The 13,955-nt window shown below is 40.8% G+C and carries 11 protein-coding genes; 9 read left to right on the forward strand and 2 right to left on the reverse strand.

What is annotated here, in order from left to right; genetic code table 11:
* The first annotated feature begins 787 nt into the window (after nucleotides 1–787).
* From CDG79_RS22895 to CDG79_RS22915, 5 genes are all read left to right on the forward strand, one after another.
* Complete coding sequence (locus tag CDG79_RS22895) at nucleotides 788–3,325, forward strand: proteasome protein (RefSeq protein WP_094344194.1); 2,538 nt, start codon at nucleotides 788–790, stop codon at nucleotides 3,323–3,325.
* Between the two features lie 55 nt (nucleotides 3,326–3,380).
* Nucleotides 3,381–4,181 carry an Rpn family recombination-promoting nuclease/putative transposase gene (locus CDG79_RS22900; protein ID WP_094344183.1) on the forward strand — a complete coding sequence of 267 codons (801 nt, stop codon included), beginning with the start codon at nucleotides 3,381–3,383 and terminating at the stop codon, nucleotides 4,179–4,181.
* A gap of 56 nt (nucleotides 4,182–4,237) precedes the next feature.
* On the forward strand, nucleotides 4,238–4,501 hold the full coding sequence (locus CDG79_RS22905) for a hypothetical protein (RefSeq protein WP_094344184.1): 264 nt from the start codon (nucleotides 4,238–4,240) through the stop codon (nucleotides 4,499–4,501).
* Nucleotides 4,502–4,845: 344 nt separating this feature from the next.
* Complete coding sequence (locus tag CDG79_RS22910; RefSeq protein ID WP_223278271.1) at nucleotides 4,846–7,821, forward strand: molecular chaperone; 2,976 nt, start codon at nucleotides 4,846–4,848, stop codon at nucleotides 7,819–7,821.
* A gap of 148 nt (nucleotides 7,822–7,969) precedes the next feature.
* Nucleotides 7,970–9,061: a hypothetical protein gene (locus CDG79_RS22915; RefSeq protein ID WP_094344195.1), complete on the forward strand. Its 1,092-nt coding sequence runs from the start codon at nucleotides 7,970–7,972 to the stop codon at nucleotides 9,059–9,061.
* A gap of 87 nt (nucleotides 9,062–9,148) precedes the next feature.
* Here the strand turns inward: CDG79_RS22915 and CDG79_RS22920 are convergent, their stop codons facing one another.
* On the reverse strand, nucleotides 9,149–9,328 hold the full coding sequence (locus CDG79_RS22920) for a high light inducible protein (RefSeq protein WP_094344185.1): 180 nt from the start codon (nucleotides 9,326–9,328) through the stop codon (nucleotides 9,149–9,151).
* A 225-nt stretch (nucleotides 9,329–9,553) separates the two neighbouring features.
* Here CDG79_RS22920 and CDG79_RS22925 point away from each other — a divergent pair, with 225 nt between their 5' ends.
* The 4 genes from CDG79_RS22925 to trpD all read left to right on the forward strand — a co-directional run bounded on the left by CDG79_RS22925 (nucleotide 9,554) and on the right by trpD (nucleotide 12,331).
* Nucleotides 9,554–9,847: a hypothetical protein gene (locus tag CDG79_RS22925; protein ID WP_094344186.1), complete on the forward strand. Its 294-nt coding sequence runs from the start codon at nucleotides 9,554–9,556 to the stop codon at nucleotides 9,845–9,847.
* Entirely contained in the window at nucleotides 9,848–10,252 is a 405-nt protein-coding gene (locus CDG79_RS22930; protein WP_094344187.1) for a type II toxin-antitoxin system VapC family toxin, read from the forward strand.
* 13 nt (nucleotides 10,253–10,265) lie between these two features.
* The gene (locus CDG79_RS22935) at nucleotides 10,266–11,129 is read left to right on the forward strand and encodes a DNA adenine methylase (protein ID WP_094344188.1); all 864 of its coding nucleotides are present in this window, start codon (nucleotides 10,266–10,268) and stop codon (nucleotides 11,127–11,129) included.
* A gap of 107 nt (nucleotides 11,130–11,236) precedes the next feature.
* The gene (gene trpD / locus CDG79_RS22940; RefSeq protein ID WP_094344189.1) at nucleotides 11,237–12,331 is read left to right on the forward strand and encodes an anthranilate phosphoribosyltransferase; all 1,095 of its coding nucleotides are present in this window, start codon (nucleotides 11,237–11,239) and stop codon (nucleotides 12,329–12,331) included.
* Here the strand turns inward: trpD and CDG79_RS22945 are convergent.
* Nucleotides 12,261–13,301 carry a retropepsin-like aspartic protease family protein gene (locus CDG79_RS22945; protein WP_094344190.1) on the reverse strand — a complete coding sequence of 347 codons (1,041 nt, stop codon included), beginning with the start codon at nucleotides 13,299–13,301 and terminating at the stop codon, nucleotides 12,261–12,263. The two genes, trpD and CDG79_RS22945, sit on opposite strands and share 71 nt — an antisense overlap.
* Between the last annotated feature and the right edge of the window lie 654 nt (nucleotides 13,302–13,955).

The raw sequence follows: 13,955 nt of genomic DNA on the forward strand, positions 1-13,955 counted from the left end.
CCTGCTATTTATCTTAATCCTTTATTTGTTTTTATATTTGAAACAATTCCTCTTTTACTGTAAAAATAATTAAAAAATTCTGAAGTTATCATTAAGATTAAATTCAGCATTTTGGTAAAATTTCAGCTATCCATCTGTCAGGAAACTTGTTTAAATTGATTTCTTTTTAAAGTTATCTATAAGTTCATCTTAGCTATGTAATTACATTGCTAAAAACCTTATTTAGCTTCATGAAAACTATATGATTCATGATGAGGTGCTTATGTCTTTATCAGAAATTCATAATAATCAGTAATTTCATATCAAATAAATATGGATTTTTTATCAAGAAGAATTCAGCATGAATTAAAGTCCAATCGGCTATACAGACAAAACCCACCTCTGTGGGTTTGAAATTTTTGATTTTTCATGTTTCCGTGTAGGTAAACTTTAGTTGTGTAGTAGCGAATTATATTAACCTAATGCTTTTCAGATATCCTCTTAAAATTGTTGGTCTAAAAGGGTTTAATCCCCACATCTATCCTCAGCATTTTTGGTAATTTTCAGTATAAAACTCTACCTTATTCGTTCTGGCTTCTGAATTCGGAATTCGGAATTATTCTTCAATTTTCCCAGCAAAACTCGATTTTTCAAAATTGTCTTGACTGTTCAAAATGCTTCATCCCAAAGTCACAAATTAAATGACAGAAATGCTAAATGTGATATCAACAGGTTGCAACAATGGCTAGCAATCGGATTTTATATGTTATAAAGCTCACAGAAATTAATGTTAGGCGGGAACTACTTTATGGAACCAGATAAACTGGGCCGTTTTAAGGAGTACGGCGAATTCATCCTCCGAAAGATAGATTCTGTGCCCCAGCACCCTTCAAAACAAGAAGATTGGGTTCCAGCTAGTCTTGATGACTGTCTCCTGCGTCTGCGGTCAGCTGCCCAGAAAACTGTAGACCTTGCAACTTCACCTGTCAAAATTGGGGTGATGGGGGAATTCAGTAGTGGAAAAACTTTACTTTTAGGCAGTCTAATTGGATATGCAGATGCTTTACCAGTCAGTGAAAATCCCACTACAGGTAATGTTACCGCAATACATATCATTCCGCAAGATGACTTTGCAACTACTCAATTAAGTAATTTCACTGTAGAGTATCTTTCTCACGAAGGTGTACATGAGTGTCTACGCTTCATGCTAGGGGAAGCCCATAAACGCACGACAGCAGCAGGGCTTCCTCCGATACCAGTATCGAAACTCAACTCTGGTAAAGATATTATTGGTTGGTGTGAGGAAGCTTGGAATAGTAGTAACAATTTGGAGTTACGTTATTTACTCCGAGAGTTGGTATTATTCCTTCGGGCTTATCAAGCTTATGGAGAAGTGATGTGTGGTGGGCACTACCAGATTGATGCTACCACGGCCCGTGAGGGGCTACAACTGGTCGAACAGCCAATGGCAATCCAAAGTCTGAAATTTGAGGATTTACCGCCAGCGCATATCCGATTACCAAGTCCACCCCAAAGGCTACCAACAAAGTTATTGCAGAATAGCTTTCCACTTATCCGGCGTGTAGATATCGATGTGAAAATCTCACGGGAAATTTGGGATTTTACAGGTGCAGCTAAATTTATTCTGATCGACTTTCCAGGATTGGGGGCTGCTAATTCGGGGGCTAGAGATACCTTTTTGTCACTGCGGGAATTAGCAGAAGTACAAACAATTTTGGTATTGCTAAATGGTAAATCTCCCGGTAGCGATCGCGCCAATAAAATCTTTACCATGATGCAGCAGCAGCGACCGGGACAAGACCTGAAAGATTTAATTCTCGTCGGTGTAGGTCGCTTCGATCAACTCCCCCTAGATAGTGAAGGTGGCGAAAGAGAACTCGATCAACTGATTGAAGATAGTTCACATTTAAAAGAGGAAACCGTTCTCCAAAAACTCAAAGTTCTGCAAACTACCATTGACGGTGCAGAAGCCTTTACAACCCAAAAAGACCGCATCGTTTTACTGTCGCCACTGTTGGGACTGGCTGAATTAGCAAAACGTTCTAGTACAGTCAAAGCCGGCTCACCAGATTTTTTGGCTAACTTGGACTATCCTGATTACCTAGATCGGTCTAAACGGCTACAAGATAAATGGGAGTTATTAAGCGAACGGCTGTTAGACACCGATCCCCGCAGTAATTTAGGCAAACAGCTAGGTTACTTTGGTCAAGATGGCGGACTTAGTAAGCTGCGGGAAGTGATTCAAACTCACGTAGCAACTCACGGTTTGAAGCAACTGTATGAAGATACTCGCAGAGCTTCTGATGTGGTGAGTCAGCAACAAGACCACTTGAAAGACATCATAGATGAAATTCACGAGCAAGGTATCCCCACAGGAGACAGCCCCGCCTTTCTTGAGTTGCGCTATGTGGTCGAAAGTTTGGATAAAATCTACAGGAATTTTCAAAAAGATTTAGGCACAGAACCACTGAAAGATCGGCGCGGTGTTGTCGTCAGCGATGTAGTTAAAGACGAACTCACTTTTAGAATCCTTAATTGGAACCAGTGGACTTTACTCTTCAACAAAGCCAACAATGGAGCGATCGCTCTGGCGGAATCTAAAGGTGCAGCCGGGAAATTATTCGATCGGGGAAATCGTGTAAATACTTCCCTACCAACCAAGAGCGATGATTTTTATCCAGTATTTGAAAAAACCGTTCAGGAAGTAGAAGATTTTGCCCGCGATCGCATCCATCAAGCAGTGGTAGATTTGTTAAACCAATTGTCAAATTATGTAGCCCCAGAACGCGAACAATTACAGGCATTTTTCCATCCAGATATGGAACAAGAAATTGAAGAAAAATTTGGTTTGGAAGATGCCGATCTCTTTTACAAATTATTACTCGGATGCGATCCTAACGAATGGAAAGAAGCGATCGTTTCGGAAATCACTAGTAAAGATAAAACTGTTGCACCTGAAACCATCTTTCCCCTAGCGCGTCAAGATGAGAAACACAACGTTGGTCAAATCTTTGACTGGGCCCCAGAAAAAAACCAGGGTTTATCTAGATCGAGCAATCACCAACTTTTAGTACTACGATTACGTGATGAAATCACGGCTAGCGCTAGTCTCCATCTTGTACAGTATGTTAGCGAAGTTAATCAGCAAATTAATTCGGAACTAGAAGGAATTTTGGATCAAATTATTCCTAGTTTGCAAAACCTTTCAAAAAAAGAAACTTTGCTGAGATATTTAGCGGCTGGGGATTTACCACCAGAGGTAGCAATTCCTACTTGGTTACAGATTCTTTCAGAAATTGCTTCTGTTTCTTACTTAGATGTTTGAGATGAGCTAACTCAGAAAATAACTGATTGGGATCGGGTGATATGAGGATGTTTTTGTGAGACGTGATGCGATTTTTTATACAATTTTCAAGCGTGTCCCTGGGTTGCTATTCGAGTTAGTAGAACAGCCTCCAGCCGAAGCTGCTAGCTATCGCTTTGAATCAGTTGAAGTTAAAGAACCAACATTTCGGATTGATGGGGTATTTTTACCTCCACCTGATGCAACATCTCAGACGATCTTTTTTGCTGAGGTACAATTCCAAAAGGATGAGTTATTGTACCATCGCTTTTTCTCAGAATCCATGCTGTATATGTATCGCAACCCGTCGCTTTACGATGACTGGTATGGGGTAATTATTTTACAGTCTCGCAGTTTGGAACCTGAAAAAACCACTATTCACAGATCGTTACTGAACAGTTCGCAAGTACAAAGAATTTATTTGGATGAGTTAGGTAGTCCTGATGAGCAAAAATTAGGTATCAGCTTGATGCAATTGACTATTGCCTCAGAGACTAAAATGGTGCAAGACGCAAAACGTTTAATTGAGCGGGTGCAACAAGAACAGATAACTGTTTTAGCGAAGAAAGAGATAATAGATGTAATCACAACGATCGCTGTTTATAAATTTGCAAACTTAAGTCGTGAAGAGGTAGAAGCAATGTTAGGAGTTAATTTAGAAGAAACTAGGGTTTATCAAGAAGCGAAACAAGAGGGACGAGAAGAAGGAATACAACTAGGACGAGAACAAGCAAAACTTGAAGTTGTCCCTCAGTTCTTAGCTCTTGGTATGTCGATGGAAGATGTTGCCCAATTACTTAATTTAACCATCGAACAAGTAAGACTTGCAGCTGAGTAATCACAACAATTACTGTTTCTAAATTTGCAAACTTAAGTAATGGAAAGGTAGAGGCGATGTTTGAAATTACGTTACAAGAAACTAGGGTTTATCAAGAAGCTAAAGAAGAAGGACGACAAGAAGGACTAAAACAAGCACTAGAAGAAATACGAGAACTAGGAATACAACAAGGACGAGAACTAGCAAAACTTGAACTTATACCTCGGTTCTTAGCTTATGGTATTTCGATAGAAGAGGTTGCGAGGTTACTTCATTTAACTATCGAACAAGTCGAACAATTAAGACTTGCAACTGAGCAAGAATCTTCAATATCAACTTAGTACAACATTTGATTAATTCGTAGCAAATTCTCGGCGTGACTCTCCGCTTTCCTCTGCGTGCCTTTGCGTTTAAAATTTAACCCTCAATTCGCCACGATTCTCCGCAAAGCTGTACTTAGTAACTGCTGCAATATTTATATAGCGGTATGCAGTTGAGTTAGATACAAAAATTTTGCTGAAATGATTTGACAGCAAGGACTTTGGTGTTCTTGTTTAATCGATAACCGCTATAGCGGTAATCAGGTTGAGCTACGCCTATGTCTTTTCAGATAAAAGCGTAGGCGTAGTCATCGCGCTAGATAAAAAAGCCAGCTATAAAACAAATAATAGAAAGTGATACTATAATGAACCCTTTTCAACTCAACAAATATAGCGATCGAGAACCAAGCGAGAAACAACAAAAAAGATTTCCGGGATGGTTTGCTTTAGATTTCGGCACATCAAACTCCACAGTCACACTTTTCGATCCAATTGAAGTACCGATCGCAGAAATTCTCCCTAAAGAGCAAGAAATGCGGCTGCGCGATCGCTTATCACAATGGCTGAGTTCTCCCGCGTCAGTGGCTTTACCAGATGTCAGCGATGATGATTGGGCAAAATTCATCACCGAAATTAGCAAAAACCTGGAGATAGAACCAACAAAGTTAAGTGAAGTATTTGAAAGTGATAATAAAGAGCGATTTTTGGAAGCAATTCGCCAAATTGAGCTTTCTTTAGGAAACAGCGAGAGATTCCGCCGGGCTGTCAGCAAAAAACTTTACCAAATCTATCATGAGGTATTCCGCGTTCCTACCCTAGAGTCGCAAAATCTGATCCCAGTTGTGCTAGATATCGATCGCCGCGATACGGAAATTCCCAGCGAGTTAGAAATTTCGCAGTTAGGAGACTTAAAACTGCGGATGGGTAGGGAAGCTAGAGATAATCGCAAAAAAGCGATCGCTCAAGGTACAAGCAGTTCTTTGAAGGAAATTATCAGCAGATTTCACCATTCGCCCAAACGTTATTTTGGCCAGGAGCGATCGTTTTCAGTTATTTTGGATGGTAAAGAAGAAATAATTACTGCAAATCAACTGATTCAATCTGCTTGGGCGCATTTAATCGAGTTAACTGAAGATTACCGCCAACGCGCCCAACGCAGATTTTCAGAAGGGACTTTTTTGACAGCAGTTGTCACCTACCCCACTGTCGCTCCACCAGTTGTTCGCAAAGAAGTTAAGGAATTTGTTGAGCAATTGGGGATTGATGATGTCCAAACTGCTTATGATGAAGCCGTTTCTGTGGCGATATTCTTTTTGTGGCGAGAATTTGGCGGTAATCTTAATATTGGCATCGAATCATTCAAAACTCGTTGCCGTCAAGTCGGAAATAAATGGTCACAAAATGTCCTCGTTTTGGATATCGGTGGCGGAACCACAGACTTAGCTTTAATTGAACTAACTTTAGAAGATAAAACCCCTGCTTTTGCCGATTATGAAGATCGGGGTTTAGGAGGACGTTACTATAAACTCACCCCCAAACTATTAGGTTCATCTGGTCATTTACAGTTAGGTGGTGAATTAATTACACTGCGAATTTTTAGATTATTAAAAGTTGCGATCGCAGACTTTTTATTGGCAGCAGTAACAACAGGTGATATTGAAAGCGAAAAGCTAGAAGATTTAATTAGCTCTGAATTAAACGAGCGCTTCTTAGAACAAGGCAAATTCAAAAGTGGCAGTCTTTTAAAATGTCTAGATAAAGAGAATCCAGAAGGCGATATTGCTTATAAAGATGCCTTAGATACTGCCGAGAAAGTATTACCTACCCGTTGGCAACAATCACCCCAACGGCTGCAATCCTTTTATATCCTTTGGGATTATGCAGAAGCCGCTAAACTTAAACTTGGGCAAAAAGCACCAGCAGATAATTCTCTATTAACCTTCACACTTTCTGAACAACAAATTTCCGAAATGCTCAACCAAAGTGCCGTTAAATTGCAAGTCAAAGATCCGAATAGTATCTGCATCACCTTAGATAATCGGCAGTTTGAACGAGCCGCAGTTTCAGGAATTAAAGAAGCGATCGGTATTGCTAAAGGATTGATGGAAAGTCGCTTGCGCCCCGACGATCTCACCAAAGATTCTTGGAATTCTCAAAAAGTTGATTGGTTAATTTTGTCTGGAAAAACTTGTAATTTAGACATAGTACAGCGCCAAATTTACCAAGAATTTAGTAAGTCTCCATATTTTGTGTGGAATCCAGAGCGAATTACCTTTGTGTTGGAATTTACCAAATTAGCCACCTCTGCTGGTGCTTGCTATGCCGAGAAATTGCGAAGATTAAGATTCGATCCAGAGGAGTCTAAAAGCTTGCTGCGGAAGGGAGCTAACCAACTAGAAATTGATGTCAAAAACCTATTTTATTATTTACCTTGCAATTTCAAACGTAAAACTCAAAGTAACGATTTACTAACCATATTCAAGGCTGGACAAGAACTCTATCAACTCGCACATTGGGAAACTGTCGCAAAGGTTCGGACTGCATGGCAAGGAATCCAATTAACTAATATTATTTACCGTCAAGACTACGAAGATGGAGATTTACGACTCTGGGGTAGCTTCGACGGTAAAAACCTCATGAATCAACTGGGAATGCAAGAAACAGAGTTTCTGAAAAAAATCAAAGTCCAGTTTGAAATTGACCAAACCCTTGAGTTTAATGTATTGCTTTGTCAGGGAAACCCCCATTATTTAATTGATATTCCTGGCATTGATTTGGAATCAGTTGTTTCCGAAACATCGTCACTATTTGCTGATGGTAAATTGAACTGGAATATTGCTGTTGAACGCTTCAATAAAGATTTAAATGATGGTGATATTGCCGTCAATGTTATTGAGTCTGCAACTGTCGATCAACCAGATGCTTATCATCTTGTATTTGAAGTAGGAAATGATGGTAGTAAATTGTTCCAAAAATTTCACTATTTACGCGATGGTGTGACAGAACCAGGAATTGGGTTAATTAGTAATCCCTTACCTCCATTCCCGCAAACTGGCCAGCACACGTTCTATATTTATCAAACAGATGCGGAAACCAACAGCAAAAAATGGATAAGAATTGGCGCACTTAGTAAACCAGATGTGACAACAGATTATCCTTGCCAATATCGGGTAACTCTTGACAATCAAGGTATTTTACGGATGCACGCTGGCGAAGTGCCTTATTGGACATCAAACAGTCAGGAATGCCTAAAAGAAGAGGGATGCGTTTATCTTGCTGAATTAGAATTGCAGCCCAATGAAGTTGATAAAGAACGCGATCCATTTTGTGGCATACATTAACTCTTGCATTAAACCTCTGCGTTCCTTTGCGTTTACTCCGCGCCCCTTTGCGTTTAAAAATATTAATTTTTTCAACGCAGAGGAACGCAAAGGAATGCAGAGTTTTGCCAAATTTAATTCGCTACAAACATATTTGGAGGTGATATTCATGCAGCACTTGCGTCAATTATTGGAGATAGAAAACTCAGAGTTAGCCCAGTTACTGCGGTTTAGTTTGTATGGACTAGAGGCTACTTTAAATCAGGCTCGCACAGAATTTCCACTAGATCCAGGATCTAAAATATGCGATGAAGTGCTGCAAGAACTTCATAACCTGTTGCAACCTGAACCCCTACAGCAAAATACTGGTTGGGAAGATCCGCCAGATGATTTAAAACTAAATCACCTCCGAGAAGCTTTCAATGCTGACTCAGAACTTAATTATTATCTGGGCAATTCCCAACTGCAAAGCATAACTGACTCTGATTTGTGGAATGAAATTCAACGTAAGCTGCTGCGAGTACCAGAAGATTTGGCTGCAACTTGGCGATCGCGCACTTTAGATTTAGCTCAAGAAGTTGGTGCGATCGCAGATAATTCTAACCTCTATCAACTTCCCTTTATCCGCGATGAAATTATCTACCCCGGACTTAGTGGTACTGTTCAAACTCAGGGTTTAACTTTGTATCAACAAGCACTTTCAAACCCTAGAAATCCTCAAGCCAATGTATCCGATTTACCAGCAGCATTCCTATTTTTATATATGAATTTCATCGAAATAGATCCAGATTTACATCATGCTTTAAAAAGCGTTTTTGGCTTCGATGTCATTTCCTTACACTCCAAACCAGAACAGCGCGATCAATATATTGATGCTTTAAGCGATCGCTTCCAACGCACCCAAAAAGCTGAGAAAAACACCGATCCCCTGTCAATTCTCCGTGCCTGGATTGATATGGATGAAGCAATACATTCCCTAGTATTTGTACCACCGGCTGAACGCTATTCTTGGTGGGGAAAGCTACAACATGAATCACGGCGTATTCTGAAGAAAGTCGCTGATGAAGCTATTAATGCAGGTAATGAAGTGAGAATTCGCCAATTGTCGGGACTTTATGCGGATATCTGTGCTTCATCCAAAGATGATTTACAATTAGACTGTGGTGGTATTCCTGGCGAAGTATTAACTTGTCTGCGAGTATATGCGCGAATTAATCAGGATGAATCCCCAGGGCGTGTAATATTTCGCTCATCACGATAAGGGAATTTTCTGACAAAGGAAAGGCAGACGATTTTACATATCGCTGCCTTGCCTAATCATCTAATGAAGGTGTAAAAACGTTTAAATCTATAGAATGCCCCAGAAGTGTAAAATCCCTTGGCCAGAAAACACTTCAAGTGCAACAGCAGATAGAAAACCAATCATTGCAAAACGACCGTTCCAGTTTTCGCTCTGAGGAGTAAAGCCCCAGCGCAAAGCATTAGGATCTTCTGAAACCGAACCCGTAGTCTTCTTAACGTCTGCCATAAATAATACTCCGAGCTTTTATGTTGTAACAGGTATAACTGCCTGTAAAGTAATGTAACAGATTTTTAAGAGAATGCAACATGAAATCAAGACAGAATTCATATTGCATATATTACGTGCCCGTAGTTTTATGTTCGTTAGGTTTGCGATCGCCTAACTTATTTTTCAACAATTTTCAGCTACTATGACATCTATAATTACATATAGTAGCTGAGGTGTAGTGCAGTGAGTCAAGTTTTAAGCTTGGAATTAAGTGATGAAGTTTACGCAGCATTGCAGCAGCAAGCCGAGATTGCAGGCATATCTCTTGCAGAATTAGTAACTACTTCTATAGAACAGCAGTATGGTTCTCTAAGACATGAAAAGTCGCAAACTGAAATAGAGCAAAAAGCTGCTCGTCAACGCTTCCGAAGTCATGCTGGAGCCATTAACCTGGGTTACGCTACAGGAGCAGACAATGAAAGTATTGATGCTGATTTAGTCAGAGCATACAGCGATACATCTGAGGAAACAAATTGAGTGCTTTTACTTGATACATCTGGTCTACTTTGCTATGTCCACAGTGGTGAACCAGAACATGAAAAAGCAGTTGAGTTTCTAGATAATGTTAATGTGAGCTTAACTCATAGCTATGTTTTGGCAGAGTTTATTGCATTATCTCAGGTTCGTCGTTTTCCACGTACAGCAGCACTACAATTTATTATTGATTTATTAGAAAATCCCGATATCGAGATGGTATGGATCGATGAGTTGTTACATCGAGAAGCTGTTAAACTTCTAATGGCTCGGCAAGACAAAACCTACTCTTTATGCGACGCTGTTAGCTTTGTATTGATGCGTCAGCGTGGTTTCACTCAGGCATTAACCACCGATCGCCATTTTGAGCAGGAGGGCTTTCGGCGTTTGTTATTACCCCAAGTATGACGATTCCTAAATTATGCTCAAAAGTCCTTTACGATATCCTGGTGGTAAGTCAAAAGCAATAAATCAGATAGCTGAATACTTGCCAGAAAGCTTTTCAGAATTTAGAGAGCCTTTTGTGGGCGGTGGTTCTGTATTTATTTATTTAAGACAAAAATTTCCTCATATTAAAATTTGGATTAACGATTTAAACCGCGAACTCTTCTTATTCTGGAAGTCTGCTCAATCTGATATAGCTAAGTTAGTTAAAGAAATTCGACATATTAAAATTAAATATACAGATGGTAAATTACTCTTTACAGAATTAAGTAACGTAAATGTCAATAATTTATCTGATTTAGAAAGAGCCGTTCGTTTTTTCGTCCTCAATAGAATAACCTTTTCAGGAACTGTAGAATCAGGTGGCTTTTCCCAAGAAGCTTTTCATAAAAGATTTACTAATTCTTCGATAGAACGCTTAGAAAAACTAGAAGGTATTCTCTCAGAAAATGTCCAAATTACTAATCTTGATTACAGCCACCTATTAAAATCAGCAGGAGAAGATGTATTTTTATTTTTAGATCCACCATATTTTAGTGCTACAAAATCAAAGCTATATGGTAAAGATGGTGACTTACACACGTCTTTTGAACATCAGAGATTTGCTGAACTTTTGCAACAATGCCATCATCGTTGGCTAATTACCTACGACGACTCATTGCAAATTAGAGAAAATTTTCAATGGGCTAATATCTCAGCATGGGAATTACAGTATGGCATGAATAACTATAAGCAGAATGGTGCAGCGAAAGGAAAAGAGCTATTCATTACTAACTACGAAGTTAAACTTTATTTGGATAAAAAAGCAAAAAATCAAAAGCTTGTTAATCCAGCTTTGTAGTTGAGCCTTGATATTTAACCTAATTTTAATAGCGGTCAATTTTCCGGTAGGATAGCTCCCATGCACTTCAACCTAGCTACACCCTACAAAACCACAAACTTTCTTCTATGACAACTTCCCCAATCCCTGCTCAAGAAGCCTCTGCTAGCTGGTATATGCTACTGCAACAATTAATAGATGGCCAATCCTTATCCCGTACTCAAGCTGCTGAATTGATGCAAGGTTGGCTTAGTGAAGCGGTTCCCCCAGAGTTATCAGGGGCTATTTTAACAGCGCTGAATTTTAGAGGCATTTCTGCCGATGAATTGACTGGTATGGCTGAAGTATTACAATCTCAATCAAAATTGGGGACTGGGGACTGGGGACTGGGGACTGGGCAAAAATCCAGCCAATCTCTAATCCCTGTAATAGATACCTGTGGCACTGGTGGAGATGGTTCATCAACCTTTAATATTTCTACAGCCGTTGCATTTGTCGCTGCTGCATCTGGCGTAGCCGTTGCTAAACACGGCAATCGTTCAGCTTCAAGTCTCACGGGGAGCGCAGATGTGTTGGAAGCCTTGGGTGTAAACTTGAGTGCATCCAGTGACAAGGTACAAGCCGCACTACAAGAGGTGGGGATCACTTTCTTGTTTGCCCCTGGTTGGCATCCAGCACTGAAAGCGGTTGCCCAATTGCGGCGGACTCTCAGGGTACGAACGGTGTTTAATTTGCTGGGGCCGTTAGTAAATCCTTTGCGTCCAACGGGGCAAGTGGTGGGGCTATTTACTCCCAAACTTTTGGCGACTGTTGCCCAAGCATTAAACAATTTGGGCAAGGAAAAGGCGATCGTTTTACATGGACGAGAAAAACTTGATGAGGCTGGGTTAGGAGATGAAACTGATTTAGCGGTTTTATCAAATGGAGAAGTGCAGGTAACTACCATTAATCCCCTCGATTTGGATCTAACACCTGCTCCCATAGGTATGCTTCGGGGTGGGGATGTCCAAGAAAATGCGGTGATTCTCAAGGCAGTACTCCAAGGTAAGGGAACTCAGGCGCAACAAGATGCAGTAGCATTAAATGCGTCGTTGGCGCTGCAAGTAGCAGGTACGATCGCACTGCTAGATCACGCCCAAGGGATTAAAATCGCTAAGGATATCCTACAAAGTGGGGCTGCTTGGACGAAGTTGGAGCAGTTAGTTGAGTTTTTGGGGAATTGATTTGTGATCGCACTTGCGGCCGAAATTCTACTACATTCCGTTTAATGGTGACATCATAGTTACCAAAAAAATCATGTCCTAGAAGTCCAGTTTCTAGTTCCGCACCTGCGATCGCCACTGGTATTTTATTTACTATTACCCCACCAATTGCCATCGAATTAACATAGCCCACAGGAAATTCTACAGCCCTAGAACTAGCAGTATTTGCCTTAGCTCTGCCTACTGTCACGATTCCCAAGGTATTTGCCATCTCTTGGGTAATCACAGTACCACTAGCTCCTGTATCTATAATCATTTCAAATTGTCGCTGACCATTGAAGGTAACTTCGACAATTGGCGTTCCACCAAGTCGCCTTTTAATCGGGGCTGTAAATACTTCCTGATCTGGAATCACCACTGCTGATGAGGGCAAACCTGGCTCCGCTGGTAACGGTTCTGTTTCTTGCGGAGGTGAGGTATACTTTGGTGTGATTCTTGTTTGGGGAACCACAACTACTATCCTCTTCGGTTCGGTAATCCGCACAGGGCGAGGATTAGCTTGTTGTTGAGCATATTTAATTTGGTGGCGATATTCAGCGATTTTAGTCTGAGCGATCGCAAATTCTGGGCTTTGTCGCCGGACTCTTTCCATCAACGCGATCGCATCCTGGTATTGATTGGCTACCAAAATCCAATCACCTGGAGATTGAGCAGATCGGCTAATACTCCAAGCACCAACTGCTTTGTCTAGCCCCTGTTCAAAAAGACTTGGTTCACTTTCAGACGGCTCTAGCGGCTGTACTTCTGGGGTAACTGTCGGTTTTGGTGGTTCTACAGTAGGCTGTGCTGATGCCAGATCCCCAATTAGTGTGGGTTGCTCATTGCCACCAGTTGCAGTGTTCCGTTTGTCTTCACTACAGGCAACACACAAAACCGCTAGAGCGCTTGATACAAAAATTAGGGTTGCACGGGATAAAAAAGACTGAAGCATAATTAATTTTAACGGATCGCGGAAGTCACCACCCTCTCTACGAGACGCTGCGAGAACAACTCTTAGTAGGGTGGGGATCGAGGCTGGGTGATGACGATTGCATAAGCGTATTGATTAAATACATCAGCAAAAACAAATACGTTTATGTATGTAAGTTGCGTTAGCTCGGCGCGAGAGTCGGAATCACTAATTTTTCCGGTATTATAGTTAATGCTTTGACCATCAATGCCATAAGCGAAAACCAAGCTAATAGGTGAGGCACTCCATTGGGCGGGTTCCCCGACTTGAAGGAAGTGCCGAACCCGTAAGGGTATATGTTGCAAGGAAAAAATTTAGGACTTGGGAAGCGAGACTTCTGCCCTTGGAGGGAATGTCAGACCAATAGAACTACGGAGTCCTGGACGTTATTCCCGATGAATTGGTAAGCCCCATCTGTCTAGAGGTTAGGGAGTTCACCTGCCCAAACTTTGCAAAATCCACTCCCGCTACTTTTTTAATTCCCTTTTAATTTTAATTAACTATCCTAAAAACTCCCAATTGCTCAACTCATGGGAGAATTAACAATCGCAATATTGGGGATTGGGGATTGGGAATTGGGCATAGGTTATAGATTGGGGATTGGGAAAACTCTTCCCCACCCAGCCCGTAGTCCCC

The organism is Nostoc sp. 'Peltigera membranacea cyanobiont' 232 (assembly GCF_002245985.1).
Classification (GTDB): domain Bacteria; phylum Cyanobacteriota; class Cyanobacteriia; order Cyanobacteriales; family Nostocaceae; genus Nostoc.

What these genes read in the sequence shown, in the direction of transcription:
- CDG79_RS22895 (WP_094344194.1), top strand. Translation starts at nt 788, where the DNA reads ATGGAACCAGATAAACTGGGCCGTTTTAAGGAGTACGGCGAATTCATC.
- CDG79_RS22905 (WP_094344184.1), top strand. Translation starts at nt 4,238, where the DNA reads ATGTTTGAAATTACGTTACAAGAAACTAGGGTTTATCAAGAAGCTAAA.
- CDG79_RS22910 (WP_223278271.1), top strand. Translation starts at nt 4,846, where the DNA reads ATGAACCCTTTTCAACTCAACAAATATAGCGATCGAGAACCAAGCGAG.
- CDG79_RS22915 (WP_094344195.1), top strand. Translation starts at nt 7,970, where the DNA reads ATGCAGCACTTGCGTCAATTATTGGAGATAGAAAACTCAGAGTTAGCC.
- CDG79_RS22920 (WP_094344185.1), bottom strand. Translation starts at nt 9,328, where the DNA reads ATGGCAGACGTTAAGAAGACTACGGGTTCGGTTTCAGAAGATCCTAAT.
- CDG79_RS22935 (WP_094344188.1), top strand. Translation starts at nt 10,266, where the DNA reads ATGCTCAAAAGTCCTTTACGATATCCTGGTGGTAAGTCAAAAGCAATA.
- trpD (WP_094344189.1), top strand. Translation starts at nt 11,237, where the DNA reads ATGACAACTTCCCCAATCCCTGCTCAAGAAGCCTCTGCTAGCTGGTAT.
- CDG79_RS22945 (WP_094344190.1), bottom strand. Translation starts at nt 13,301, where the DNA reads ATGCTTCAGTCTTTTTTATCCCGTGCAACCCTAATTTTTGTATCAAGC.